This is a genomic window from Hymenobacter perfusus, from assembly GCF_003944765.1.
GTDB lineage: Bacteria > Bacteroidota > Bacteroidia > Cytophagales > Hymenobacteraceae > Hymenobacter > Hymenobacter perfusus.
Genome location: NZ_RWIU01000001.1, coordinates 541,956 through 564,801 on the forward strand (window position 1 = coordinate 541,956; position 22,846 = coordinate 564,801).

The following is a 22,846-nucleotide window of genomic DNA, read 5'->3' on the forward strand; positions in this document are numbered from 1 at the left end:
AGAAGTAGTGTTTTCATCATACGCTGCGTCAGTAAATGGCTCGGAGAGGACTACTTCTTTTCTGCCGGCACCAGCAGAAACACATCTTCGCCGGGCCGCTTCATAATGTATTTCTCGCGGGCAAATTTCTCCAGCAGCTCCGGACTGCTGAGCAGCTCGGCCCGGTCACTTTTTACCTTGTCAATTTCGCGCAGATAGTATTGCTTGTCGGTTTGCAGCTCCTGCCACTTGGCATACATATCGTACTGCTTCACAAAATCGTTAGCATCAAACAGGAACATCCAAGCCATAAACGCCACTCCGGCCAGGAAGTAGAAGCTGCGCAGAAAGCGCGGAACCCGTTCAAATATTTCCAAAGCACTCATCACAGTACAGGTAAAGCGTACATCTTGTAGGGTCCCTCCCTGATTCTCAGGGCCGGCCTAAGCAAATATCCGGCATTTTCCCCAGTCCGGCTTCATCTGGTTTCGGGCACCTTCCACTACAAAAAACGGCACCGCCGCCCACAGGCAACGGTGCCGCTCAACAGAAATCCGGGTATTCCGGAAAATCCGGCAGAAGCCGCTAATTACATTTTACGGCCGGGGAAGTACGCCACTTCGCCCAGTTCCTCTTCAATGCGAAGCAGTTGGTTGTACTTGGCCATCCGGTCGGAGCGCGAAGCCGAGCCCGTTTTGATCTGGCCGGTGTTCAGGGCCACGGCCAAGTCGGCAATGGTGTTGTCCTCCGTCTCACCCGAGCGGTGGCTCATGATGCTCTTGTAGCCATTGCGGCGGCCCAGGTTGATAGCATCAATCGTTTCCGACAGCGTACCGATCTGGTTTACCTTGATGAGAATAGAATTGGCAATCTTCTCGTCAATGCCGCGCTGCAAGCGGTTCACGTTGGTCACGAACAGGTCATCGCCCACCAACTGGGTAGTTGATCCAATGCTGTCGGTGAGAGCCTTCCAGCCGCTCCAATCGTCTTCGTCCATGCCATCCTCAATGCTGATGATGGGATATTTCTTGGTCCAGTCGGTCCAGTACGATACCATTTCCGACGAAGTCAGCTTGTCGCCGGTGCTCTTCTTGAAGTGGTAATGACCATCGGAGTAGAACTCAGAAGCAGCCGCATCCATGGCAATCATCACGTCGTCGCCGGGTTTGTAGCCAGCCGTTTCAATGGCCTGCAGTACAATCTTGATGGCGTCTTCGTTGGATTTGATATTCGGAGCAAAACCACCCTCGTCGCCCACGTTCGTGCTGAAGCCTTGCTTCTTAAGCACGTTTTTGAGGTGGTGGAAGATTTCCGTACCCCAGCGCAGCGCTTCCGAGAACGAAGAAGCACCCACGGGCATAATCATAAATTCCTGGAAGTCGATGCTGTTATCGGCGTGCGAGCCCCCGTTGAGGATGTTCATCATGGGCACGGGCAGCGTGGTAGCGTTTACGCCGCCCACGTAGCGGTACAGCGGCATGCCGGCCTCGGCAGCTGCAGCACGGGCAATAGCCAGCGAAGCACCCAAAATGGCATTGGCACCCAGGTTGGCTTTATTGGGCGTGCCGTCCAGCTCCAGCATGATCTTGTCGAGTAGCCCCTGTTCGAACACCGAGAAACCCACCAGCTCTTCGGCAATTTTGGTGTTTACGTTTTCCACCGCCTTCAGCACGCCTTTGCCCATGTACTTCGACTGGTCGTCGTCGCGCAGTTCCACGGCTTCGTGCTTACCGGTGCTAGCACCCGAAGGCACGGCCGCGCGGCCCACGGTGCCGCTTTCGGTGGTCACGTCCACCTCAATGGTCGGGTTACCGCGCGAATCGAAAATTTGACGAGCGTGAATTTCGGTGATGATGCTCATGAGAGAAAAGTTGGTTGAGTAAGGAATACAACGCCGTGCGCCGCTGCACCTGCGCCCACCGGGCTGAGGTACCGCGTTGCGAGGGCAAGGTACTCAATTGGTCGTTTTTGCCCAGCATCCTGGCCTCTATTGCAAAAGCAGCACCGCAAAAAGCCAGTAGCGCAACAAGTCATCAGGCTATACCGGTCCGTCAAACATGAAAAAAGGGATGTACCTCGCGGTACATCCCTTTTCAATTCATAAGCGTGGCGCTTACTAAACTAACTACTCAGCAGCTTTCTCCTCGCGGGTTTCGCCGTCTTTCAGCGTTTCGGTAGCAGTATCCTCGGGAGCCGAAACTTCCGTGGTAGCAGCCTTGGCTTTTTTAGCTGGCTTCTCCTCGGCTACTACTTCAGCCGACGATTCGCCTTCAGCCGTAGCCTTTTTCTTGCCGCGCGAACGACGAGTAGTCGTCTTAGCTTCAGCAGCGGTAGTAGCTTCCAGCATGGTTTCGTTGAAGTCAACCAACTCAATGATGCACATCTCCGCGTTGTCACCCAGACGGGTAGCGCTCAGCTTGATGATACGGGTGTAACCGCCGGGACGGGTAGCAATTTTAGCCGATACCGTACCGAACAGCTCCTTCAGGGTTTCTTTGTTGTTAAGAACCGAGAAAACCAGACGACGCGAGTGCGTAGTGTCGCTCTTGGATTTGGTGAGCAGAGGCTCTACGAACTTACGCAGGGCCTTGGCTTTCGCAACTGTGGTGGTGATGCGCTTGTGCTGAATCAGCGACGAAGCCATGTTCGAGAGCATGGCATTGCGGTGCGAGGCCGTCCGGCCGAGGTGGTTGATGGTTTTACCGTGACGCATAAAAAAGAAAAAGCGTGAGCTTGCGGGCAACGACCACGGCGGAAAATAGCCCGTGTGCACGGGTTACTCTCACATTAGAACCGCTGCCCCTCGGGGCTCACTAAGTTAAAAGTGTGAATGGGGTGCAAAGGTAGGAAATACCCGGACAAAAAAAGTGTGCTGCTGTGAAAATGTGTTTGACACACACGCCTCACAGTCAGCACACTTTCAGCTTACGGGAAGCCTATTCTTCGTCGAGCTTGTATTTGCCCAAGTCCATCCCGAAGGTCAGACCTTTTTCCTCTACGAGGTTTTCCAATTCCGTCAACGACTTCTTACCGAAGTTGCGGAACTTCATCATGTCGGCCATATCAAGCTGCACCAGGTCGCCGAGGGTTTTGATGTCGGCAGCCTTGAGGCAGTTGTAGGCGCGCACGCTCAGGTCCATATCCGCCAGCGGCGTCTTCAGAACTTTGCGCATGTGCAGCGTCTCCTCGTCCACCGTTTCTTCCTCTTCGGCTTTCACCGTTTCGAAAGTCATGGTGCTGTCGGAGAACAGCATGAAGTGTTGGATCAGGATGTTGGCCGCACCTTTCAGCGCGTCCTCCGGGTGAATCGAGCCGTCCGTGTGAATCTCAATAACGAGCTTCTCATAGTCGGTTTTTTGCTCTACCCGAGTGTTTTCGATGCTGTACTTCACGTTCTTGATAGGCGTGAAGATAGCATCAATGGCAATTTGACCGAAAACTTGGTCAGCGGGCTTATTCTCCTCAGCGGGAACGTAGCCACGTCCTTTCTGAATCGTAAACTCGAACTCCAACTCGGTGTTGGGGTCTACGTTGCAGATAACCAAGTCAGGGTTCAATACCTGGAAACCGTTGGTGAACTTGTTGATGTCACCGGCCGAGAACGTGTCCTGACCTTTTACGCGCACCGTGATTTTGTCTTCGATGGCGTCGCTCACTTTCTTGAAGCGAACCTGTTTCAGGTTCAGGATGATTTCGGACATGTCCTCAATCACCCCTTCAATGGTCATGAACTCGTGCAGTACGCTATTCGTGCGAACCGACGTGATGGCATAGCCCTCCAGCGACGACAGCAGGATGCGGCGCAGAGCGTTGCCGATCGTGACGCCGTAGCCTTTCTCCAGCGGTTTGAATTCAAACGTTCCGTAGAAGTCGTCGGATTTCTCCATCACAACCTTCTCCGGCATTTGAAAAGCTAAGATTGACATAAGTGGGGCGGTTTGTTAGTATTGAGTAAAAGGTATCAGGTAGTTAGACAAAATGTCCCGATACCCAATACCCAATACCTGAATCCATGTAAAAAAGTCGAAGCAGAGAAACGGCCCGGACTGCCGGGCCGTTCCACTAGTTACTTCGAGTACAGCTCGACGATCAGCTGCTCCGTGATTTTCTCCGGAATCAACTCACGCGAGGGGGCACTAATGAACTTGCCCACCATGTCTTTGCCGTCCCACTCCAGCCACGAGAAAGCACGCGCGTTGCGGGCGCTCAGGCTCGTAGTGATGGCTTCCAGCGACTTCGACTTTTCACGCACGGCAACAACGTCACCAGCGCGGAGTTTGTACGAAGCAATGTTCACAATCTCACCGTTTACGGTGATGTGCTTGTGCAGAACGAGCTGACGAGCGGCGCGACGCGTAGGGGCAATACCCAAACGGTAAACCGTGTTGTCCAAACGCGACTCCAGCAAAGCCAGCAGGTTGTCACCGGTGATGCCGGGCAGCGCAGCCGCTTTGTGGAACAGGTTTTCGAACTGCTTTTCCAGTACGCCGTACATGTACTTCACTTTCTGCTTTTCCATCAGCTGGACAGCGTACTCGCTCTGCTTCTTACGACGACCACGACCATGCTGGCCGGGGGGGTATGCTTTCTTGGTGAGTGCCTTGCTCGGGCCGAAGATCGGCTCATTGAAGCGACGGGCAATCTTGGTTTTGGGACCAGTATAACGTGCCATTTCGGAGTTGTTGAGTGTTGAGGGGGGTGAACTGTTCGGCGTAAGTTCAGAATCCGATATGGCCACCCAAAGGCAGCTTTAACCAGTATTCTGGACCGATAGTTCGAGTCACGTAACTAAACGCGACGACGTTTGGGAGGACGGCAGCCATTGTGGGGCAGCGGCGTCACGTCCTTAATGGTCGTTACCTCAATACCCACGTTACCCAGCGTACGGATGGCCGACTCACGGCCAGCGCCCGGACCCTTCACGAATACTTCGGCTTTGCGCATGCCCAGGTCATGAGCAACTTTACCGCAATCCGTCATAGCCATTTGAGCGGCGTAGGGCGTGTTCTTCTTCGAGCCACGGAATCCCATCTTACCAGCCGACGCCCACGAAATTACCTGGCCGTTGTTGTTGGTGATGGAGATGATGATGTTGTTGAAGGAGGCTTTGATGTGTACCTGACCTACTGGTTCAACAACGACAACGCGCTTCTTGGCTTTGTCTTTTCTTTTTTGTGCCATTTGGTTATCGCAAAAAACTGCGGAAGGTGTTGAAGCCCGCCCCTTCTACAGAGACTGGGCTTCGATTCCCGCTACAGATTATTTAGTAGCCTTTTTCTTGCCAGCAACGGTCTTCCGCTTGCCCTTGCGGGTACGCGAGTTGTTCTTGGTACGCTGACCACGAACCGGCAGACCTTTACGGTGACGCAGGCCGCGGTAGCAACCAATGTCCATCAGGCGCTTGATGTTCAGCTGCACTTCCGAGCGCAGAACACCTTCGGTCTTGTATTCAGCAGCAATTACGCCGCGGATTTCGCCAGCTTCGGCTTCCGTCCAGTCTTTCACCTTCTTGTTCAGGTCAACGCCTGCTTTGGTAAGGATTTGCTGGGCCGAAGCACGACCGATGCCGAAAATGTAGGTCAGCGCGATTTCACCGCGCTTGTTGTCTGGGATATCTACCCCTGCAATACGAGCCATGTGTTGAGTTTGGGTTTTTGGCGAGTTAGGGTCTTGGGGACCTAGTTTCGGTTAGGACAGTTTTCCTTCAAAAACCAAGCCCTCAGGACCCGAAGTCCCCAACTTCCAGTTGACTACCCTTGACGCTGCTTATAGCGTGGGTTCTTTTTGTTGATAACGTAGAGCTTGCCCTTGCGGCGGATGATTTTGCAATCAACGCTACGCTTCTTTACGGAGGTTTTGACTTTCATGTCGTCGGGTTATTTGTAACGGTACACAATGCGTCCCTTCGACAAATCGTAGGGCGACATTTCGAGTTTTACCTTATCTCCCGGCAGAATCTTGATGTAGTGCATCCGCATCTTGCCCGAGATATGGGCAATCAACTGGTGACCGTTCTCCAGTTCCACGCGGAACATGGCGTTGGATAAGGCTTCCAGGATAACACCGTCCTGCTCAATGGAAGTTTGTTTGGCCATAAGGCTACTGTAAGGCTTTTTCTATGTATTCGAAGGAGGTGAGTATTTCCGCCTTGTCTTTACGAACAACTACCGTGTGCTCAAAGTGCGCCGAAGGCTTCAGATCCTTGGTCCGGATAGTCCAGCCATCCTTTTCCTGAATCACGCTCTTCGTGCCCAGATTCACCATGGGTTCAATGGCTAGGGTTAACCCCGTCTGCAGTTTCAAGCCTGATCCACGCTTACCGTAGTTCGGTACATCAGGCCGTTCGTGCAACTTTTTGCCAATGCCGTGACCGACTAGCTCCCGTACTACTCCGTATCCTTGTTTCTCAACGTGGTTCTGAATAGCAAAGCTGACATCGCCCATCCGGTTACCTGCCACTGCCTGCTCAATACCGAGATACAGCGACTTCTTGGTTTCCTCCAGCAACTTGGTCACCTCGGGAGTCACCTCTCCTACTGGGTAGGTATAAGCACTGTCCGCGTGGTATCCATTGAGTAGAACCCCGCAGTCTATCGATACGACGTCACCACTTTTCAGCGTATAGTCGCCCGGAAAACCGTGCACCACCACCGAATTTGGTGAGATGCAAAGGCTATACTCAAATCCATTATAGCCTTTGAACGAAGGCTGACCGCCATTATCCCGGATGAATTCTTCCGCACGCTGATCCAGCTCTCGCGTTGTAATTCCTTCCCGAATCAGCTTTGCTACTTCGCCGTGGGCCTGCGCCAGTACTTTCGCACTAGCCCGCATGAATTCAATTTCTTCCTCAGTTTTGTAAACAATCATCTTATCTACGAAGCGAGGGCAATATTGCGCGAGCGGCCACGCTCCTTGCCAGTTTTCATCATGCCATCATAATGACGCATGAGCAAATAGCTTTTCACTTGGTTCATGGTATCCAGTACCACACCTACCATGATGATAAGTGATGTACCACCAAAGAATTGAGCGAAAGGGCGGGTTACGCCGGCCACAGTAGCCAATGAAGGAAGAATGGCAATAACAGCCAATGCCACCGCACCAGGCAACGTAATTCGGGTCAGCACCTCATCAATGTACTCTGAAGTATCACGACCAGGCTTTACGCCGGGAATGAAACCACCACTGCGTTTAAGGTCATCCGCAATCTGATTGGGGTTGACACTGATAGCAGTATAGAAATACGTGAAGATGATAATAAGTAAGCCAAACACAACGTTGTACACCCAGTGATTGGGCTGAAACCACGTACCGATAAGACCAGCAGTTTCGCTATCCTTATTCCAAGCAGAAGCAGCAATAGCAGGTACAAACATCAATGACTGAGCGAAGATAATCGGCATAACGCCGGCCGCATTCACTTTCATTGGAATATACTGGCGTTGCGAGCTAAGCGAAGCTGCACCACCGATTTGCTTTGCATACTGTACCGGAATCTGACGTACGGCTTGCGTAAGAATGATCACCGCCATTACTACCAAGAACAGCACAACCAGTTCAATCAGGAAAACTAGTGAGCCACGCATGGTGCGGGCTTGGGCTTCCCCGATTAAGGCACCGGGCAAACGGGATACAATGCCGATCATAATGATCATCGAAATACCGTTGCCAATACCTTTGTCCGTAATCTTCTCACCCAACCACATACAGAACAGCGTACCAGCTGTTACAATCATGGCAGTAGATATAGTGAAGAAGACGCCCGGATTTAGAATTGCATCTGCGTTAATCGTTGCAATGAAGCCGACTGACTGCAGAGCAACAATTGGGATGGTCAGAACACGCGTGTACTGGTTGATCTTCTTACGTCCTGACTCACCTTCCTTCTGGAGTTTCTGGAAGTAAGGCACGGCAATCGTGAGCAGTTGCAGCACGATAGACGCCGAGATGTAAGGCATGATACCCAGCGCAAAAATCGAAGCATGGCTGAAGGCCCCGCCGAGGAGAGTATCCAAGATACCCAATACCCCAGTGGCGCCTCCTTGTTTTAGCCGTGTCGGATCGACGCCAGGCAGCACCACGTAAGAACCCAGCCGGTAAATGGCAATGAAAAAAAGCGTATTGAAGATCCGCATACGCAGATCTTCAATCGCAAAAATGTTCTTAATCGTGGTGATGAACTTGTTCATTGCCAAGTAAGCTTACAGCGTCACAGCCTTGCCACCTGCTTTTTCGATGGCTTCAACGGCCGATTTCGAAAAGGCGTGAGCATGCACTTCCAGAGCCTTGGTTACTTCGCCACGACCCAGTACTTTGATTTTGGCGTTCTTCGAAGCCAGACCAGCCGTTACAAAGAACGAAGCATCCAGCAAAGTGGTGCCGCTCTCGGTCAGAGCAGCCAGCACATCCAGATTGATGGCTTTGTACTCTACACGGTTGATGTTCTTGAAGCCAAACTTAGGTACCCGACGCTGCAGAGGCATCTGGCCACCTTCAAAGCCCGATTTCTTGGAGTAACCCGAACGGGACTTGGCACCTTTGTGACCGCGCGTCGATGTGCCGCCACGGCCGGAACCCGTACCACGGCCAATACGCTTTTCATTGCGCGTAGCACCAGTGGCGGGTTGGAGATTGCTGAGATTCATTTTCGGGAGATTCCTAGAGTTCGGTTACTTCCAACAGGTGCTTTACGGCGTTGATCATGCCAGCAACCTGAGGCGTATTTTCTACGCTTTTGGTGCTACCCATTTTGCCGAGGCCGAGGGCCTGCACAGTACGCTTCTGACGCTCGGGGCGGTCAATAACGCTTTTTACGAGTTTGATTTGGATCTGCGCCATCTGCTCTTAACCGTTAAAAACTTGGGAGAGAGTAATGCCGCGAGCCTGTGCGATTTGCATGGGGTCACGCATTTTCAGCAGGGCATCGAAGGTAGCTTTTACCACGTTGTGGGGGTTCGAAGAACCTTTTGACTTGGCAAGTACATCTTTGATACCAGCGCTTTCGAAAACGGCACGCATAGCACCTCCAGCAATTACACCGGTACCAGCAGCAGCTGGCTGAACCAGCACGAAGCCGCCCGAGTATTTGCCTTCCATGATGTGGGGTACCGTGTGCTTGTACAGCGGAACCTTAACCAAGTTTTTCTTCGCGTCGTCAATGCCTTTAGCAATGGCGTCGGTTACTTCGTTGGCTTTGCCTAGGCCGTAACCTACGGTGCCGTTGCCGTCACCCACTACCACGATGGCCGAGAAGCTAAAGCGACGACCGCCTTTTACTACTTTGGCTACGCGGTTGATAGCAACTACTTTTTCTTTCAGATCGGAGTCGCCAGTGCGCGACTCTTCCTTCCGGTCATTGCCGCGACGGTCATTGCCACCACCACGACGGTCATTACCACCGCCACGGTTGTCGCCGCTACCACCACGAGGGCCGTTGTTAAATTCTGCCATGATGATTTAGAAATTGAGGCCGCCTTCGCGGGCTCCTTCTGCCAATGATTTTACGCGGCCGTGGTAGAGGTAACCGGAACGGTCAAATACCACTTTCGAAATTCCTTTTCCAGTAGCACGGGCGGCAAGTTCTTTGCCGACTGCGGCGGCGAGGGCGACTCCGTTGCCCCCTTCCACCGAAACGTGCTTCGAGGAAGCAGACGCCAACGTGTGACCGGTCGTGTCATCAATAATCTGAGCATAAATGCCCGTATTGCTGCGGAACACCGACAAACGCGGACGCTCGGACGTGCCAGCCACCTTAGTGCGGATGATGCGCTGGATCCGTTTTCTTCTAGTTGCTTTATCGAAAGCCATGGTGTGATGTTATTTCGAAGCTGTTTTACCAGCCTTACGACGAATTTGCTCACCCACGAAGCGCACGCCTTTGCCTTTGTAGGGCTCAACTTTGCGCAACGAGCGAATTTTAGCGGCCACTTGGCCCAGCAACTGCTTATCAATGCTGGTCAGGGTAACGATAGGGTTTTTACCCTTTTCCGTTACAGCCGTAGCAGTCACCTCTTTCGGCAGTGCCAGGAAGATGTTGTGCGAGTAGCCCAGCGAAAGCTCCAAGGTAGTACCAGCCATAGCGGCTTTGTAACCTACACCTACCAGCTCCAACTTCTCTTCCAATCCGTTGCTCACACCGCTAACAGCGTTGTTCAGCAACGAACGATAGAGGCCGTGCATAGCTTTATGACGCTTCTGCTCGGTGGGGCGCGTTACTACCAGCTGGCCGTCTTCGGTAGCTACGGTAATGTCGCGGTCAACTGGAACCACCAAAGTGCCTTTAGGGCCTTTCACGGTTACCGTGTTTTCGTTGCTCACTTCAATCTGCACGTTATCGGGCAGGCTGATGGGCAGTTTACCAATGCGTGACATAGTCTCTGTTTCCTTTCAGATTAGTAGACGTAGCACAGCACTTCGCCGCCCACGTTCTCGGCTTTCGCCTCTTTCTCCGTCATTACGCCCTTCGACGTCGACAGAATTGCAATACCCAGACCGCTCAATACGCGGGGCAGGTTCTCCACGTGAGCATACGTGCGCAAACCAGGCGAGCTGATGCGCTCCAGCTTGGTAATGGCGGGCTTTTTGGTAGCCGGATTGTACTTCAGGGCGATTTTAATCGTGCCTTGTACAGCAGCATCATCAAACCGGTAGCTCTGAATGTAGCCCTTCTTGTAGAGCACCTTCGTAATCTCCTTTTTGATGTTGCTGGCCGGGATTTCCACTACCCGGTGGTTTGCCTTGATGGCATTGCGTACCCGGGTCAGGTAGTCGGCAATTGGATCTGTGTTCATTCGATTGTAAAAATGAAGCGCCCGTTTTTTAGGGAGCCGCAAAGATATGAAAATTTCGCCGCCACGGAAAGAGGCGACGAAATTTTCGATTAAGACTACTCAACTCGGCTTCTGAGGGCTCGGCTGATGGTTTCTTTCGGCAACCTGCCAAATAGCATTGCTTTACGCAGCGGAACTGCCTAGGCAACAACCAGTGGTTTTACCAGCTGGACTTGGTTACACCGGGGATTTTGCCGGCGAGAGCCATTTCGCGGAAACGCACGCGGCTAATGCCGAATTTGCGCATGTAACCACGGGGACGGCCGTCGATTTTGTCGCGGTTGTGCAGACGCACGGGCGACGCGTTACGCGGCAGTTTGTCCAGACCTTCGAAATCACCAGCCTCTTTCAGAGCCTTGCGCTTCTCGGCGTAACGGGCTACGGTAGCGATACGCTTCCGCTCCCGTGCTTTCATTGATTCCTTAGCCATTGTTCTGTTTCTTGGCGTTAGCGAACGGCATTCCGAAAGCTTTGAGCAGCTCGTAGCTTTGCTCATCATTTTCGGCCGTCGTTACGAAGGTAATATCCATACCGGAAATCGATTTGATTTTGTCAATCGAAATTTCCGGGAAGATGATTTGCTCTTTCACGCCCAAGGTATAGTTACCCCGGCCGTCAAAGCCTTTGTCGTTGATGCCTTTGAAGTCACGAACACGGGGCAGAGCCACGGTCAGCAGACGGTCCAGGAATTCGTACATCTGCTCACCACGCAAGGTTACGCGAGCACCGATTGGCATTCCTTCCCGCAGCTTGAAGTTCGAAACCGAACGCTTGGCAATGGTTGGAACAGCTTTCTGGCCGGTGATGATGGTCAACTCATCCACCCCGTTGTCTACCAGCTTCTTGTCAGCTACAGCAGCACCAATACCGCGGTTAATGCAGATTTTGGTGATGCGCGGTACCTGCATGATGCTCTTGAACTGGAATTTCTCCTGGAGCGCTGGTACTACTTCTTTCTGATATTTTTCTTTCAGTCGTGCCATGGTCGTAGAGCGGATTAGGCGTTGGCCGAGTCTACGCGCTTCACGTTGCTCACGTGAATCGGTGCCTCGATCTTGGTGATGCCGCCCTGGGGGTTCTTCGCACTGGGTTTGTTGTGCTTAGTTGCCAGGTTCAGGCCTTCCACGATAACACGCTGCGTCGAACGGTTAACCGACTTAATGGTGCCGGTTTTACCTTTCTCATCACCGGAAATCACCAATACGGTGTCACCGGTTTTTACGTGCAGCTTCGCGGGTGCAGCTTTCAGTTTCGTTGCCATTGCTTAGAGAACTTCAGGAGCCAGCGAAACGATCTTCATGAATTGCTTTTCACGCAGTTCACGGGCAACTGGGCCGAAGATGCGGGTACCGCGGGGCTCGTCGTTATTGTTGAGCAGTACGGCAGCATTATCGTCGAAGCGAATGTACGAACCGTCTTTGCGGCGTACTTCTTTCTTCGTGCGAACCACTACTGCTTTTGAAACAGTGCCTTTTTTGGCATTGCCGGAGGGAATAGCCGACTTGATTGCAACTACAATCTTGTCGCCTACGCTGGCGTATTTCTTGCCCGTGCCACCGAGGACACGAATGCAAAGAACTTCTTTGGCGCCGCTGTTATCAGCGACGGTCAGACGGGATTCTTGCTGTATCATCTTACTTGGCGCGTTCTACGATTTCTACCAGTCTCCAGCGTTTGTTCTTGCTCAGTGGGCGCGTACCCATGATGCGAACCGTATCACCTTCGCCACACTCGTTGTTCTCGTCGTGAGCCATGAATTTGGTCGACTTGGTAACGAATTTGCCGTAGATGGGGTGCTTCATCTTGCTTTCCACAATCACCGTGATGGACTTATCCATCTTGGCGGAGGAAACGCGGCCAATGATTTCTTTGCGCAGGTTCCGCTCAGTGGCGGCAGCAGCCTGCTGTTCTTCGTTGATTGCCATCGTTAGTTAGCAGAGTTAGTAGCCTGCTCGTTCTCGCGACGCTTCAACTCGGTCAGCAGACGGGCGACATTTTTGCGGGCTTGCTTCAGACGAATCGGGTTTTCCAAGGGTGAGATGGCGTGCGCGAAGCGCATGGTCTGACCACTGGTCTGCTCGGTTTTGATCTGGGTTTTGAGGTCCTCAATGGAGAGGGCACGGATATCGGCGTTCTTCATCTTACTTGCTTTCTACGTAGTCGCGACGAACAACAAAAGTGGTCCGAACCGGCAGTTTTTGCGCAGCCAGACGCAGCGACTCCTGCGCTACTTCCAGCGTAACCCCGTCGGATTCGAACATGATGGTGCCAGGCTTCACACAGGCTACCCAATACTCGGGCGAACCTTTACCCTTACCCATCCGCACTTCAGCGGGCTTCTTCGTAATCGGCTTGTCGGGGAAGATACGGATCCACACCTGACCTTCACGTTTCATGGCGCGGGTCATGGCGATACGAGCAGCCTCAATCTGGCGAGCCGTAATCCAAGCCTGTTCCAGTGACTTGATGGCGAATGAACCGAAGTCAATGGAGCTGCCGCGATGCGCTAAACCGTGCACGCGACCCTTTTGCATCTTGCGATACTTGGTCCTTTTCGGTTGTAACATGAGTTATCTTGAATTAAAATTCGAGAGAAAGAAATGGGCTAGCGACGGGGAGCGCCACCGCCCTGGCCACCGCGGTTCTGACCACCTGGGCCACCACCACGACGCTGGCCACCAGCACCCTGACCACCGCCGGCACCTTGACCACCACGGTTGTCACCGCCGCGGCCTTCGCCACCACGGTCACGACGCGGGCCACGGTCACCACCACGGTCATTCCGGTCGCCACGTGGGCCACGGTCGTTGCGGCTGTCGCCACCCTGACCACCAGCAGGCTGCTGGTTCGGCGAGAGGTCGGGCTTGCCGAACACTTCACCGCGCATTACCCACACTTTGATACCGATTTTGCCATACACAGTCTGAGCTTCCGACAACGCATAATCGATGTCAGCACGCAGCGTGTGCAGGGGGGTACGGCCTTCTTTGTATTGCTCGGAACGAGCAATTTCAGCACCGCCCAAACGGCCACCGCACTGAATCTTGATGCCTTCGGCACCAACGCGGATAGCAGCCTGGATAGCCATTTTCATGGCGCGACGGAACGAGATACGAGCCTGGAGCTGCTGAGCAATGCTCTCACCTACCAGTTTGGCGTCGAGTTCCGGACGCTTGATCTCGAAAATATTGATCTGAACGTCTTTGCCGGTAATCTGCTTTAGTTCGTCTTTGATCTTATCCACTTCAGCACCGCCTTTACCGATTACCACACCCGGACGAGCCGTGTTGATGGTAATGGTGACGCGCTTCAGCGTACGCTCAATCACGATGCGGCTAATGCCACCTTTCGGGATACGAGCCATGATGTATTTGCGGATTTTCTCGTCCTCCACCAGTTTGTCGGCAAAGTCCTTGCCGCCGTACCAGTTCGAGTCCCATCCTTTAATGACGCCCAGACGGAAGCCAACCGGATTTACTTTCTGTCCCATAGTGCTTATGCGGTGGCTTCTGCCTTGGTTTCAGTGGATTTCTTAGCCGAGCTACGACGAGTCTTAGGCTTGGCTTCGGCCGTGGCCTCAGTGCCTTTCGTCTCAGCAGCCTGCTGGGCAGCAGCTTTGCTACCGAGCGGTTCTACTTTCGAGTCGATGATCAGCGTCACGTGGTTGCTACGCTTGCGGATGCGGTGACCACGGCCCTGGGGTGCGGGGCGCAAACGCTTCAGCATACGACCTTCGTCCACGAAAATCTCTTTGATGTAGAGGTTTGCGTCTTCGATGCGCTCGTCTTCATTTTTCTGCTGCCAGTTGGCCAGAGCCGACAGGAGCAGTTTTTCGATTTTAGGAGCGCCCGAATTGGCCTCAAATTTCAGCAGGCCCAGAGCACGAGTCACTTTCTGACCGCGTACCAGGTTGGCTACCAAGCGCATCTTGCGCGGCGAGGTAGGCACGTTCCGGAGTTTAGCTACTGCTTCCATATTAGCGCTTGCCTTTATCTTTCTTGGCGATATGGCCGCGGAAGTTACGGGTCGGAGCAAACTCACCGAGTTTATGTCCTACCATGTTCTCCGTTACATACACCGGGATGAACTTATTGCCGTTGTGAACGGCGAAGGTGTGGCCAACGAAATCGGGCGAAATCATCGAGCGGCGCGACCAAGTCTTCACCACCGACTTTTTGCCGGACTCATCCATTGCCGTTACTTTCTTCTCGAGCCGGAAGTCAATGTACGGCCCTTTTTTTAGTGAACGTGCCATTGCTTACTTCTTGCCTTTGCGGTTAACGATGAGCTGCTCGGAGTACTTGTTCTTGTTCCGGGTCTTCTGACCTTTCGAGAAGATACCGTTACGGCTGCGTGGGTGACCACCCGACGACTTACCTTCACCACCACCCATGGGGTGATCGACAGGGTTCATAGCAACACCACGAACGCGCGGACGACGACCCAACCAGCGGTTGCGGCCGGCTTTGCCCAGACGAACGTTCATGTGGTCGCCATTGGAAACAGTACCGACCGTAGCCATGCAGGTAACGAGTACCATGCGCATTTCGCCGGAGGGCAATTTCAGGGTGGCGTACTTGTCTTCGCGAGCTACCAGCTGAGCGTAAGTACCAGCCGAGCGGGCCATTGCAGCACCATTACCGGGCATCAGCTCGATATTGTGTACAATGGTACCCAGCGGAATCTCGCGCAGGGGCAGGGCATTACCAACTTCCGGAGCAGCGCCCGAACCCGATACAACACTGGCACCTACGGTAACACCGGCAGGAGCAATGATGTAGCGTTTCTCACCATCAGCGTATTGCAGCAAAGCAATACGGGCAGTGCGGTTAGGATCGTACTCAATCGTCTTCACCGTGGCCGGAACGCCGGCTTTGTCACGCTTGAAGTCGATGATACGGTACTTGGCTTTATGACCACCGCCGATGTAGCGGTTGGACATTTTGCCCGAATTGTTACGGCCACCGGAGTTTTTGAGGGGTGCCAACAGCGACTTCTCCGGCGTCGACGCAGTAATCTCGTCGAAGGCCGGGGCGATGCGGAAGCGCTGACCCGGTGATGTTGGTCTTAGTTTTTTGAGTGCCATTACTCTTGCTTAGGAAAAAATCTCTTGGCGGGAAAGTAGGCTTACAGGCCGTTATAGAAGTCGATGATATCGCCCTCTTTTACGGTCACGATGGCTTTTTTGCCATGTGGGCGACGGCCGGAAACGGCACCGCCTTTCGTGAACTTCGATTTCACTTTGCCGATGGTGCGGATGGTGCTGATGCCCAGAACCGTCACGCCGTACAGCTGCTCAATCTCTTTCTTGATCTGAACTTTGTTGGCATCGATAGCCACTTCGAAAGCGTATTGTCCTTTCTCGTTCAGACCCGTAGCCTTTTCAGTTACGATGGGTTTTTTCAGGATGCTCATTACTCAGCAGTGGTATAGAGTTGTTCCAGTGCGCTCAACCCATCTTCTGACAGCAGCAGGGTATCAGTGTTCAGCAGGTCGTGGGTGTTCAGAGCTACAGGGGTAGCTACGCTCACGCGCTGAATGTTACGGGCCGACAGAACGACGTTCTTATCAACCGAGCCGGTTACCAGCAGAGTCTTGCGGCCATTGTCCAGCTTCAGACCAGCCAGAATGGCGGCAAACTCTTTCGTCTTGGGAGTCGAGAGGGAAATATTTTCCACTACCGATACCTTGCCGTCTTTCGCCAGCACCGAGAGGGCCGACAGACGAGCGAGACGCTTGGTTTTCTTGTTGAGCTTGAAGCCATAGTCGCGGGGCTGAGGACCGAAAATCCGGCCACCACCTACGAATACACCCGACTTCATGCTACCTGCGCGGGCTCCGCCAGTACCTTTCTGCTTCTTCAGCTTCTTGGTAGTGCCGTGTACTTCGTTGCGCTGCTTCGACTTGTGCGTGCCCTGGCGCTGATTGGCCAAGTACTGCTTTACGTCGAGGTACATCACGTGCTCATTCGGCTCTAGGCCGAAGATGGCGTCGGACAGGGTAACCTTGCGGCCGGTGTCCTCACCTTTGATGTTGATTACTGACAGTTCCATCTTACTAGCTTATTTTTCCAGGACCACGAAAGAGTTCTTGGCACCGGGAATCGAGCCGCTAACCACGATGAGGTTTTTGTCGGCTACAATGCGCATCACCTTCAGGTTCTGCACTTTCACACGGTCGTTGCCCATGCGGCCACCCATGCGCATTCCTTTGAATACGCGCGAAGGCCAAGAGCAGGCACCGATAGAACCGGGGTGACGGCCGCGGTTATGCTGACCGTGGGTCTGGCCACCAACACCAGCGAAGTTGTAGCGCTTTACAACGCCCTGGAAGCCTTTACCTTTAGAGGTACCTACTACGTCAACGAATTCACCTTCTTCGAAGAGGGTAGCGTCGATGGTAGAGCCGGCGGCATAGTTGCCAGCTTCGTTAGTGCGAAACTCAACGAGTTTGCGCTTGGGGGTGGTTCCGGCTTTCGCGAAGTGACCAGCCAATGCTTTGGTGGTGTTCTTCGCTTTTTTCTCGCCGTAGCCGAGCTGGATGGCCGTGTAGCCGTCCGTTTCGATGGTCTTAACCTGCGTCACTACGCACGGACCCGCCTCAATGAGCGTGCAGGGAATGTTCTTCCCGTCCGGAGTGAAGAGGCTTGTCATACCGATTTTTTTACCGATGATGCCAGGCATTCGATTGGGGTTTTAGAAAAAGACACACTTGAAAACGCCCAAGTGGCGTTTTCGGAAATGGAGTGCAAAGCTAGGAAATTGTTGTGTTATAATCTAACTGTGTTCCGAAATATTTTAAGAGTTAAGCAGTTAGCCCCGTTCGTATTTCGTGTTGCGGTGCAACAGTGGTCCTGTACTCACTCACGGGCAGTCAAATACGCCACTATCAGCCCACTTGACAATGGGCTGCTTAAGCTGGTAGCTTTTTAATGGCTCACACTGGTCGCCATTGCCCTTCCGGAGCAGGAACCGGCTTCTGCCCCTCCAGAGCTAGGAGAATAAAAAACAGGACGTATCCCAATCCTATTTGCGTTTCCAGCGTGTATTCTACCAGAAAGGACAAGGTAACTATAACGTACTGCGCCAAGAGTAGCGGTGCGTAATTGGGCCATATGCTTAAACCAGCATAGTAAAAGCCGACAATAAACAGTAGCAGGCCAACAAGCCCGAAAGCTACTGCCGAAAACAGAAACTGGTTGTGCGGCTGGATATAGAATTCCGGACGAATATTCGGGTAACTGCGCTGATACCGCACTGCCATTTCCGGTTCAATATCGGCGCGGCCTACGCCAAACCATGGGTTGTCTTTGACAACTTCCAGTGCTACTTTGTAGGAGTACACTCTACCGACCAAGGAGTAATTGTTAGCCGAAGCTGTATTCTCTACTTGGCCCACATCCTCACGAGTATTGGCCGACTTGTTCTGCAACGTCGGGAACAACGAGTAGCTTATGGCAGGAACCAGGACCAGAGCCGCCGCCAGCAGCAGCGCCTGCTGATACTGCCGCGTCCGGAAGATCAGCCATAGCAGTGCTATAATAGCCATAACGTACAGCGCGACCAAGCCACTGCGCACGGCCAGTAGATGCTGGTAGAAGGCCAGACAAATAACTACTCCCCACAATATATTAGCACCTTTTCCTACTACGCTCCGGTGGGCCAGCAGGCAGACGCCGACAGATACCGAAAGTGTAACTAACAGACTAAACCGAATATGATCGGGCTCTGTGGGCATAACCTTGGAACGCAGATACATCTCGTTGATCTGGTCGAAGTGCAGCAGGTAGTTGCCGGTACTCAACAAAGCCGCCAGCCCCGTTGTACCAATTAGCAGAAGCCACAGCAACCGCAGGTTACGGGATGGTAGTGGCGGTAGCAGCCAGAATGCCAAGGGCAGAACGAGGAATGGCAACTGAAGCACTACGTCGCGGGTATACTCCCCTATTCTGGCGGCTGAGGTGAGTAGTCCAGAGCTTGCGTGGACTAGGAAAATCAGCAGAAAAGGCAGGTAGTTGCTTTGGGAAGTGCGCTGGTAGTGGCGGCCGTGCAGCAGGAAGCAGACAAGCCCCGTAGCTGCCATACCCATCATACCAATGCTGGGTAGCACCCGGAAAAAGCTGCTGGTAAACAACCCCATCAGAATGCAGACGCAAAAAAATGTAGCTGCGACCAACAGCCGGGAAATGGTCAGGATGGTTCCTAAAGAAGACGCCATGAATAGAAGTAAGGAGCCCCTACGGTAGAGCAGACGGTGCCCGTTGCCGCAAAGCTCCACGGTACAACGAGCCTTTACTTAAAGCCCAAGTTGCATCAATAAAAACAGAAAACGCCCCACCAACTCCGCAGAGCCAGTGGGGCGTTCATCTTATACAGTTGAAAAAGCTAGTCCTCAGACTTTGATTTCAACGTCAACGCCGCTGGGCAGTTCCAGCTTCATCAGGGCATCTACCGTCTTCGACGAAGTAGAATAGATATCCACGAGGCGCTTGTAGGTGCAGAGCTGGAATTGCTCACGCGACTTCTTGTTCACGTGGGGGGAACGAAGTACGGTAAACTTCTCCTTGTCGGTCGGCAATGGGATGGGGCCGCTTACGATAGCGCCCGTAGCCTTCACCGCCTTCACAATCTTCTCCGACGATTTGTCCACCAGGTTGTGGTCGTAGGATTTGAGTTTGATGCGAATCTTCTGGTTCATGTCTGTTGAATGAAAGCGGTATTAGCGAATGGCGTTACCCTTTTGCTTGGCGATGATAGCCTCAGCAAGGTTATTGGGCACCTGGTCGTAGTGCGAGAACGTCAGCGAAGCCGAAGCCCGGCCCGACGAGATGGTACGCAGCGTGGTTACGTAACCGAACAGCTCCGACAGCGGAACGTCAGCCTTAATCACGTTGGCACCGCCTTTGGTGTCCATGCCTTTCATGATGCCCCGGCGACGGTTCAGGTCACCGGTTACCGAACCCGTATACTCATCGGGCGAAACAACTTCTACCGCCATAATTGGCTCGAGCAGTTTCGGACCGGCTTGTTTGCCGGCTTCACGGAAACCACCACGAGCAGCGAGTTCGAACGACAGAGCGTCCGAGTCAACATCGTGGTAGGAACCGTAGTACAGACGTACACGCATGCCTTCGATGGGGAAGCCAGCCAACGGACCGTTCTTCATAGCTTCTTCGAAGCCTTTCTGAACTGGTGCGATGAATTCGCGGGGGATAACACCACCGGTGATATCGTTCACGAACTCCAGACCTGGTTTCTCCGGATCGGTCAGTTTCGGACCGAGTTCGAATACGATGTCGCCGAATTTACCACGACCACCCGTCTGCTTCTTGTAGGTTTCGCGGTGCTCTACCGACTTCGTCAGAATCTCCTTGTACGCTACCATCGGAGCGCCCTGGTTGATTTCTACCTTGAACTCCCGACGCATACGGTCGATGATGATTTCAAGGTGAAGTTCGCCCATACCTTTCAGTACGGTCTGGCCCGTCTCGGGGTCAGTCTGTACCACTAGCGTGGGGTCTTCCTCTACGAGCTTGGCAATAGCCATACCCATTTTATCAACGTCAGCCTGAGTTTTGGGCTCAATGGCGTAGCCGATTACGGGCTCAGGGAACGACATCGATTCCAGTACGATGCGCGACTTTTCGTCGGTCAGCGTGTCGCCGGTTTTGATGTCTTTGAAACCTACGCCGGCAGCAATGTCACCAGCCTGGATTTTATCGATGGGGTTCTGCTTGTTGGAGTGCATCTGCATCAGACGCGAGATACGCTCCTTCTTGTTCGTGCGGTTGTTATGCACGTACGAACCAGCATCCAGCACGCCGCTATAGCAGCGGAAGAAGCACAGACGGCCTACGAAGGGGTCGGTGGCAATCTTGAACGCCAAAGCGGTGAAGGGCTCCGAGTTATCGGGGTGACGCTCGATTTCCTCGCCAGTATCGGGGTTGGTACCGATAATAGCGGGCATATCCAGCGGCGACGGCAGGTAGGCCATCACGCCGTCCAGCATCGACTGTACACCTTTATTCTTGAAGGCCGAGCCGCACATTACGGGCGAGAATTTCATGTCGATAACCGCCTGGCGGATAACAACCATCATTTCCTCTTTCGTGATGCTTTCCGGGTCTTCGAAGAATTTCTCCAACAGACGGTCATCATACTCGGCTACGCTCTCGATGAGCTTCTGACGCCACTCGGCTACGGTTTCCACCAGATCCTCGGGAACCGGGATTTCGTGGTACGATTTGCCTTGGGTAGCGTCATCCCATACGATGGCTTTGCCAGTCAGCAGGTCAACTACACCTTTGAAGGTATCTTCAGCACCAATCGGGATTTGCAGGGGCACGGGGTTAGCACCCAGCTTGTCCTTAATCTCGTTAACGGCTTTGAAGAAGTCAGCACCGGCACGGTCCATCTTGTTGACGAAGCAGATGCGGGGCACCTTGTACTTGTCAGCCTGACGCCATACGGTCTCCGACTGCGGCTCTACGCCCGACACGGCGCAGAACAAAGCCACCGCACCGTCAAGTACACGCAACGAACGTTCAACTTCTACGGTGAAGTCAACGTGGCCGGGAGTGTCAATCAGGTTGATTTTGTACTGCTTGGTATCCGCAGTCGGGTCGCCCTGGGCGTCGGTCGGATAATTCCAGAAGGTGGTAGTAGCAGCCGACGTGATGGTGATACCACGCTCCTGCTCCTGCTCCATCCAGTCCATCGTGGCGGCACCTTCGTGCACTTCCCCGATTTTGTGGGTCTTACCGGTGTAGTAGAGAATGCGCTCCGACGTGGTGGTCTTACCGGCGTCGATGTGCGCCATAATCCCGATGTTCCGGAGGTATTGCAGATCTTTATTAACAGCCATGTCTCTTTGAGAATGAGTGAATGGGTGAGTGAATGAATGAGGACTTGTTGAGCGTATGGCCTTAACCATTTCGCTCGGTCACTCATTCCTTCCTTCACTCATTTTTTAGAAGCGGAAGTGCGAGAAGGCCTTGTTGGCTTCTGCCATCCGGTGCGTGTCGTCCTTTTTCTTCACGGCAGCACCTTCGCCTTTGGCAGCGGCAATGATTTCGCCGGCCAACTTGTCTTTCATGGTTTTCTCACCACGACGACGAGCGTACTGGATCAACCACTTCGAACCTACGGCAATGCGACGATCAGGGCGAACTTCGGTTGGCACCTGGAAGGTAGCACCACCTACGCGGCGGCTTTTTACTTCTACGGTCGGCATTACGTTGTTGAGGGCTTTGCGCCACATCTCAACGCCGCTTTCTTTGGTACGCTGCTCAACAAGCTCGCAGGCATCATAGAAAATGGTGTAGGCCAGGTTTTTCTTCCCGTCGTACATCATGTAGTTTACGAAACGGGTAACCAGCGTCTCCTTGAACTTGGGGTCGGGCAGGAGGATGCGCTTCTTCGGTTTTGACTTTCTCATGGGTATAGAAATGAGTGTGGGCAACGGGCAAGTGGGATAAGAACCATGTGCTATCCAGCACTGCGCGCTACCTCACTCGGTTTCAATTACTTTTTCTTCTTAGCGGGAGCACCTTTGCCAGCTGGAGCAGCTTGGCCGGGCTTCGGACGCTTGGCACCGTATTTCGAGCGACGCTGGGTACGGCCGTTTACACCGGCAGTATCAAGGGCACCACGGATGATGTGGTAACGTACGCCGGGAAGGTCTTTTACACGACCACCACGAATCAGCACGATGCTGTGCTCCTGCAGGTTGTGGCCTTCACCCGGGATGTAGGCGTTCACTTCTTTGCCGTTGGTCAGGCGCACACGGGCTACTTTACGCATAGCCGAGTTCGGCTTCTTAGGCGTAGTGGTGTATACACGGGTGCAAACGCCACGGCGTTGCGGGCACGAGTCAAGGGCGGGCGACTTCGACTTCGTCGTCAGCTTCTCGCGGCCTTTTCGTACTAACTGGTTGATGGTAGGCATCTACGGTAGGTTTTGTCAAGGAGGGTTCTCTCCCAAAAATTAGGCTTGCAAAGGTAGAAAAGTTGCCGGCAAATAGCAAACGGGTTGAAC

At 53.2% G+C, this 22,846-nt stretch carries 35 protein-coding genes and 1 pseudogene; all 36 read right to left on the bottom strand.

The window, feature by feature from the left end; translation table 11 throughout:
* Positions 1-50 precede the first annotated feature (50 nt).
* The gene (locus tag EI293_RS02305; RefSeq protein WP_125435338.1) at positions 51-365 is read right to left on the bottom strand and encodes an FtsB family cell division protein; all 315 of its coding nucleotides are present in this window, start codon (positions 363-365) and stop codon (positions 51-53) included.
* Positions 366-568: 203 nt separating this feature from the next.
* Complete coding sequence (eno, locus tag EI293_RS02310; RefSeq protein WP_125435340.1) at positions 569-1,840, bottom strand: phosphopyruvate hydratase; 1,272 nt, start codon at positions 1,838-1,840, stop codon at positions 569-571.
* Between the two features lie 264 nt (positions 1,841-2,104).
* Positions 2,105-2,692, bottom strand: coding sequence for a 50S ribosomal protein L17 (rplQ, locus tag EI293_RS02315; RefSeq protein ID WP_125435342.1), 588 nt, complete (start codon positions 2,690-2,692; stop codon positions 2,105-2,107).
* Between the two features lie 223 nt (positions 2,693-2,915).
* On the bottom strand, positions 2,916-3,905 hold the full coding sequence (locus EI293_RS02320) for a DNA-directed RNA polymerase subunit alpha (RefSeq protein WP_044003229.1): 990 nt from the start codon (positions 3,903-3,905) through the stop codon (positions 2,916-2,918).
* 140 nt (positions 3,906-4,045) lie between these two features.
* The gene (gene rpsD / locus EI293_RS02325; RefSeq protein WP_044003230.1) at positions 4,046-4,651 is read right to left on the bottom strand and encodes a 30S ribosomal protein S4; all 606 of its coding nucleotides are present in this window, start codon (positions 4,649-4,651) and stop codon (positions 4,046-4,048) included.
* Positions 4,652-4,767: 116 nt separating this feature from the next.
* Positions 4,768-5,160, bottom strand: coding sequence for a 30S ribosomal protein S11 (rpsK, locus tag EI293_RS02330; RefSeq protein WP_044003231.1), 393 nt, complete (start codon positions 5,158-5,160; stop codon positions 4,768-4,770).
* Between the two features lie 78 nt (positions 5,161-5,238).
* Positions 5,239-5,616, bottom strand: a complete 378-nt coding sequence (gene rpsM / locus EI293_RS02335) for a 30S ribosomal protein S13 (protein ID WP_044003232.1) — start codon at positions 5,614-5,616, stop codon at positions 5,239-5,241.
* Positions 5,617-5,729: 113 nt separating this feature from the next.
* Entirely contained in the window at positions 5,730-5,846 is a 117-nt protein-coding gene (gene rpmJ, locus EI293_RS02340) for a 50S ribosomal protein L36 (protein ID WP_044003233.1), read from the bottom strand.
* A gap of 9 nt (positions 5,847-5,855) precedes the next feature.
* Entirely contained in the window at positions 5,856-6,074 is a 219-nt protein-coding gene (gene infA / locus EI293_RS02345; protein WP_022822146.1) for a translation initiation factor IF-1, read from the bottom strand.
* 4 nt (positions 6,075-6,078) lie between these two features.
* Complete coding sequence (gene map / locus EI293_RS02350) at positions 6,079-6,849, bottom strand: type I methionyl aminopeptidase (RefSeq protein ID WP_125435344.1); 771 nt, start codon at positions 6,847-6,849, stop codon at positions 6,079-6,081.
* 5 nt (positions 6,850-6,854) lie between these two features.
* Positions 6,855-8,171 carry a preprotein translocase subunit SecY gene (gene secY, locus EI293_RS02355; RefSeq protein ID WP_044003235.1) on the bottom strand — a complete coding sequence of 439 codons (1,317 nt, stop codon included), beginning with the start codon at positions 8,169-8,171 and terminating at the stop codon, positions 6,855-6,857.
* Between the two features lie 12 nt (positions 8,172-8,183).
* Positions 8,184-8,627, bottom strand: coding sequence for a 50S ribosomal protein L15 (rplO, locus tag EI293_RS02360; protein ID WP_125435346.1), 444 nt, complete (start codon positions 8,625-8,627; stop codon positions 8,184-8,186).
* 13 nt (positions 8,628-8,640) lie between these two features.
* On the bottom strand, positions 8,641-8,820 hold the full coding sequence (gene rpmD / locus EI293_RS02365; protein WP_044003237.1) for a 50S ribosomal protein L30: 180 nt from the start codon (positions 8,818-8,820) through the stop codon (positions 8,641-8,643).
* 6 nt (positions 8,821-8,826) lie between these two features.
* Entirely contained in the window at positions 8,827-9,432 is a 606-nt protein-coding gene (gene rpsE / locus EI293_RS02370; protein ID WP_044003238.1) for a 30S ribosomal protein S5, read from the bottom strand.
* 6 nt (positions 9,433-9,438) lie between these two features.
* Positions 9,439-9,789, bottom strand: a complete 351-nt coding sequence (gene rplR, locus EI293_RS02375) for a 50S ribosomal protein L18 (protein WP_044003239.1) — start codon at positions 9,787-9,789, stop codon at positions 9,439-9,441.
* Positions 9,790-9,798: 9 nt separating this feature from the next.
* Positions 9,799-10,353, bottom strand: a complete 555-nt coding sequence (rplF, locus tag EI293_RS02380; RefSeq protein WP_044003240.1) for a 50S ribosomal protein L6 — start codon at positions 10,351-10,353, stop codon at positions 9,799-9,801.
* 20 nt (positions 10,354-10,373) lie between these two features.
* Positions 10,374-10,772 carry a 30S ribosomal protein S8 gene (rpsH, locus tag EI293_RS02385; RefSeq protein WP_044003241.1) on the bottom strand — a complete coding sequence of 133 codons (399 nt, stop codon included), beginning with the start codon at positions 10,770-10,772 and terminating at the stop codon, positions 10,374-10,376.
* A gap of 199 nt (positions 10,773-10,971) precedes the next feature.
* Positions 10,972-11,241: a 30S ribosomal protein S14 gene (rpsN, locus tag EI293_RS02390; RefSeq protein ID WP_044003242.1), complete on the bottom strand. Its 270-nt coding sequence runs from the start codon at positions 11,239-11,241 to the stop codon at positions 10,972-10,974.
* Positions 11,234-11,794 carry a 50S ribosomal protein L5 gene (rplE, locus tag EI293_RS02395; RefSeq protein WP_044003243.1) on the bottom strand — a complete coding sequence of 187 codons (561 nt, stop codon included), beginning with the start codon at positions 11,792-11,794 and terminating at the stop codon, positions 11,234-11,236. Before rplE ends, rpsN begins: the two co-directional genes overlap by 8 nt.
* Before the next feature lie 29 nt (positions 11,795-11,823).
* A pseudogene (gene rplX / locus EI293_RS02400) lies at positions 11,824-12,072 on the bottom strand (50S ribosomal protein L24); the annotation flags it as partial.
* A 3-nt stretch (positions 12,073-12,075) separates the two neighbouring features.
* Positions 12,076-12,444, bottom strand: a complete 369-nt coding sequence (gene rplN, locus EI293_RS02405; RefSeq protein ID WP_044003245.1) for a 50S ribosomal protein L14 — start codon at positions 12,442-12,444, stop codon at positions 12,076-12,078.
* Between the two features lies 1 nt (position 12,445).
* Complete coding sequence (gene rpsQ, locus EI293_RS02410; protein ID WP_052346614.1) at positions 12,446-12,736, bottom strand: 30S ribosomal protein S17; 291 nt, start codon at positions 12,734-12,736, stop codon at positions 12,446-12,448.
* Positions 12,737-12,738: 2 nt separating this feature from the next.
* A complete protein-coding gene (gene rpmC / locus EI293_RS02415) occupies positions 12,739-12,951 on the bottom strand; it encodes a 50S ribosomal protein L29 (protein ID WP_044003246.1) in 213 nt (70 codons plus the stop codon).
* Between the two features lies 1 nt (position 12,952).
* On the bottom strand, positions 12,953-13,378 hold the full coding sequence (gene rplP / locus EI293_RS02420) for a 50S ribosomal protein L16 (RefSeq protein ID WP_044003247.1): 426 nt from the start codon (positions 13,376-13,378) through the stop codon (positions 12,953-12,955).
* 38 nt (positions 13,379-13,416) lie between these two features.
* The gene (gene rpsC, locus EI293_RS02425) at positions 13,417-14,301 is read right to left on the bottom strand and encodes a 30S ribosomal protein S3 (RefSeq protein WP_044003248.1); all 885 of its coding nucleotides are present in this window, start codon (positions 14,299-14,301) and stop codon (positions 13,417-13,419) included.
* Between the two features lie 5 nt (positions 14,302-14,306).
* Positions 14,307-14,786: a 50S ribosomal protein L22 gene (gene rplV / locus EI293_RS02430; protein ID WP_125435348.1), complete on the bottom strand. Its 480-nt coding sequence runs from the start codon at positions 14,784-14,786 to the stop codon at positions 14,307-14,309.
* 1 nt (position 14,787) lies between these two features.
* Complete coding sequence (gene rpsS / locus EI293_RS02435; protein ID WP_044003251.1) at positions 14,788-15,066, bottom strand: 30S ribosomal protein S19; 279 nt, start codon at positions 15,064-15,066, stop codon at positions 14,788-14,790.
* 3 nt (positions 15,067-15,069) lie between these two features.
* Entirely contained in the window at positions 15,070-15,897 is an 828-nt protein-coding gene (gene rplB, locus EI293_RS02440) for a 50S ribosomal protein L2 (protein ID WP_044003252.1), read from the bottom strand.
* Positions 15,898-15,938: 41 nt separating this feature from the next.
* Complete coding sequence (rplW, locus tag EI293_RS02445; RefSeq protein WP_125435350.1) at positions 15,939-16,226, bottom strand: 50S ribosomal protein L23; 288 nt, start codon at positions 16,224-16,226, stop codon at positions 15,939-15,941.
* Positions 16,226-16,864, bottom strand: coding sequence for a 50S ribosomal protein L4 (gene rplD / locus EI293_RS02450; protein WP_125435352.1), 639 nt, complete (start codon positions 16,862-16,864; stop codon positions 16,226-16,228). The genes rplW and rplD overlap by 1 nt, the downstream gene beginning before the upstream one ends.
* 9 nt (positions 16,865-16,873) lie before the next feature.
* Positions 16,874-17,494: a 50S ribosomal protein L3 gene (gene rplC / locus EI293_RS02455; RefSeq protein WP_125435354.1), complete on the bottom strand. Its 621-nt coding sequence runs from the start codon at positions 17,492-17,494 to the stop codon at positions 16,874-16,876.
* Between the two features lie 253 nt (positions 17,495-17,747).
* Positions 17,748-19,028 (bottom strand): O-antigen ligase family protein, encoded by a 1,281-nt coding sequence (locus EI293_RS02460; protein WP_125435356.1) that lies wholly within the window; start codon positions 19,026-19,028, stop codon positions 17,748-17,750.
* A gap of 174 nt (positions 19,029-19,202) precedes the next feature.
* On the bottom strand, positions 19,203-19,508 hold the full coding sequence (rpsJ, locus tag EI293_RS02465) for a 30S ribosomal protein S10 (protein WP_022822123.1): 306 nt from the start codon (positions 19,506-19,508) through the stop codon (positions 19,203-19,205).
* A gap of 21 nt (positions 19,509-19,529) precedes the next feature.
* Positions 19,530-21,674, bottom strand: a complete 2,145-nt coding sequence (fusA, locus tag EI293_RS02470; RefSeq protein WP_125435358.1) for an elongation factor G — start codon at positions 21,672-21,674, stop codon at positions 19,530-19,532.
* A gap of 105 nt (positions 21,675-21,779) precedes the next feature.
* Positions 21,780-22,247 carry a 30S ribosomal protein S7 gene (gene rpsG, locus EI293_RS02475; protein ID WP_044003258.1) on the bottom strand — a complete coding sequence of 156 codons (468 nt, stop codon included), beginning with the start codon at positions 22,245-22,247 and terminating at the stop codon, positions 21,780-21,782.
* Between the two features lie 86 nt (positions 22,248-22,333).
* Positions 22,334-22,756 carry a 30S ribosomal protein S12 gene (rpsL, locus tag EI293_RS02480; protein WP_044003259.1) on the bottom strand — a complete coding sequence of 141 codons (423 nt, stop codon included), beginning with the start codon at positions 22,754-22,756 and terminating at the stop codon, positions 22,334-22,336.
* Between the last annotated feature and the right edge of the window lie 90 nt (positions 22,757-22,846).

What these genes read in the sequence shown, in the direction of transcription:
- EI293_RS02305 (WP_125435338.1), bottom strand. Translation starts at nt 365, where the DNA reads ATGAGTGCTTTGGAAATATTTGAACGGGTTCCGCGCTTTCTGCGCAGC.
- eno (WP_125435340.1), bottom strand. Translation starts at nt 1,840, where the DNA reads ATGAGCATCATCACCGAAATTCACGCTCGTCAAATTTTCGATTCGCGC.
- rplQ (WP_125435342.1), bottom strand. Translation starts at nt 2,692, where the DNA reads ATGCGTCACGGTAAAACCATCAACCACCTCGGCCGGACGGCCTCGCAC.
- EI293_RS02320 (WP_044003229.1), bottom strand. Translation starts at nt 3,905, where the DNA reads ATGTCAATCTTAGCTTTTCAAATGCCGGAGAAGGTTGTGATGGAGAAA.
- rpsD (WP_044003230.1), bottom strand. Translation starts at nt 4,651, where the DNA reads ATGGCACGTTATACTGGTCCCAAAACCAAGATTGCCCGTCGCTTCAAT.
- rpsK (WP_044003231.1), bottom strand. Translation starts at nt 5,160, where the DNA reads ATGGCACAAAAAAGAAAAGACAAAGCCAAGAAGCGCGTTGTCGTTGTT.
- rpsM (WP_044003232.1), bottom strand. Translation starts at nt 5,616, where the DNA reads ATGGCTCGTATTGCAGGGGTAGATATCCCAGACAACAAGCGCGGTGAA.
- rpmJ (WP_044003233.1), bottom strand. Translation starts at nt 5,846, where the DNA reads ATGAAAGTCAAAACCTCCGTAAAGAAGCGTAGCGTTGATTGCAAAATC.
- infA (WP_022822146.1), bottom strand. Translation starts at nt 6,074, where the DNA reads ATGGCCAAACAAACTTCCATTGAGCAGGACGGTGTTATCCTGGAAGCC.
- map (WP_125435344.1), bottom strand. Translation starts at nt 6,849, where the DNA reads ATGATTGTTTACAAAACTGAGGAAGAAATTGAATTCATGCGGGCTAGT.
- secY (WP_044003235.1), bottom strand. Translation starts at nt 8,171, where the DNA reads ATGAACAAGTTCATCACCACGATTAAGAACATTTTTGCGATTGAAGAT.
- rplO (WP_125435346.1), bottom strand. Translation starts at nt 8,627, where the DNA reads ATGAATCTCAGCAATCTCCAACCCGCCACTGGTGCTACGCGCAATGAA.
- rpmD (WP_044003237.1), bottom strand. Translation starts at nt 8,820, where the DNA reads ATGGCGCAGATCCAAATCAAACTCGTAAAAAGCGTTATTGACCGCCCC.
- rpsE (WP_044003238.1), bottom strand. Translation starts at nt 9,432, where the DNA reads ATGGCAGAATTTAACAACGGCCCTCGTGGTGGTAGCGGCGACAACCGT.
- rplR (WP_044003239.1), bottom strand. Translation starts at nt 9,789, where the DNA reads ATGGCTTTCGATAAAGCAACTAGAAGAAAACGGATCCAGCGCATCATC.
- rplF (WP_044003240.1), bottom strand. Translation starts at nt 10,353, where the DNA reads ATGTCACGCATTGGTAAACTGCCCATCAGCCTGCCCGATAACGTGCAG.
- rpsH (WP_044003241.1), bottom strand. Translation starts at nt 10,772, where the DNA reads ATGAACACAGATCCAATTGCCGACTACCTGACCCGGGTACGCAATGCC.
- rpsN (WP_044003242.1), bottom strand. Translation starts at nt 11,241, where the DNA reads ATGGCTAAGGAATCAATGAAAGCACGGGAGCGGAAGCGTATCGCTACC.
- rplE (WP_044003243.1), bottom strand. Translation starts at nt 11,794, where the DNA reads ATGGCACGACTGAAAGAAAAATATCAGAAAGAAGTAGTACCAGCGCTC.
- rplN (WP_044003245.1), bottom strand. Translation starts at nt 12,444, where the DNA reads ATGATACAGCAAGAATCCCGTCTGACCGTCGCTGATAACAGCGGCGCC.
- rpsQ (WP_052346614.1), bottom strand. Translation starts at nt 12,736, where the DNA reads ATGGCAATCAACGAAGAACAGCAGGCTGCTGCCGCCACTGAGCGGAAC.
- rpmC (WP_044003246.1), bottom strand. Translation starts at nt 12,951, where the DNA reads ATGAAGAACGCCGATATCCGTGCCCTCTCCATTGAGGACCTCAAAACC.
- rplP (WP_044003247.1), bottom strand. Translation starts at nt 13,378, where the DNA reads ATGTTACAACCGAAAAGGACCAAGTATCGCAAGATGCAAAAGGGTCGC.
- rpsC (WP_044003248.1), bottom strand. Translation starts at nt 14,301, where the DNA reads ATGGGACAGAAAGTAAATCCGGTTGGCTTCCGTCTGGGCGTCATTAAA.
- rplV (WP_125435348.1), bottom strand. Translation starts at nt 14,786, where the DNA reads ATGGAAGCAGTAGCTAAACTCCGGAACGTGCCTACCTCGCCGCGCAAG.
- rpsS (WP_044003251.1), bottom strand. Translation starts at nt 15,066, where the DNA reads ATGGCACGTTCACTAAAAAAAGGGCCGTACATTGACTTCCGGCTCGAG.
- rplB (WP_044003252.1), bottom strand. Translation starts at nt 15,897, where the DNA reads ATGGCACTCAAAAAACTAAGACCAACATCACCGGGTCAGCGCTTCCGC.
- rplW (WP_125435350.1), bottom strand. Translation starts at nt 16,226, where the DNA reads ATGAGCATCCTGAAAAAACCCATCGTAACTGAAAAGGCTACGGGTCTG.
- rplD (WP_125435352.1), bottom strand. Translation starts at nt 16,864, where the DNA reads ATGGAACTGTCAGTAATCAACATCAAAGGTGAGGACACCGGCCGCAAG.
- rplC (WP_125435354.1), bottom strand. Translation starts at nt 17,494, where the DNA reads ATGCCTGGCATCATCGGTAAAAAAATCGGTATGACAAGCCTCTTCACT.
- EI293_RS02460 (WP_125435356.1), bottom strand. Translation starts at nt 19,028, where the DNA reads ATGGCGTCTTCTTTAGGAACCATCCTGACCATTTCCCGGCTGTTGGTC.
- rpsJ (WP_022822123.1), bottom strand. Translation starts at nt 19,508, where the DNA reads ATGAACCAGAAGATTCGCATCAAACTCAAATCCTACGACCACAACCTG.
- fusA (WP_125435358.1), bottom strand. Translation starts at nt 21,674, where the DNA reads ATGGCTGTTAATAAAGATCTGCAATACCTCCGGAACATCGGGATTATG.
- rpsG (WP_044003258.1), bottom strand. Translation starts at nt 22,247, where the DNA reads ATGAGAAAGTCAAAACCGAAGAAGCGCATCCTCCTGCCCGACCCCAAG.
- rpsL (WP_044003259.1), bottom strand. Translation starts at nt 22,756, where the DNA reads ATGCCTACCATCAACCAGTTAGTACGAAAAGGCCGCGAGAAGCTGACG.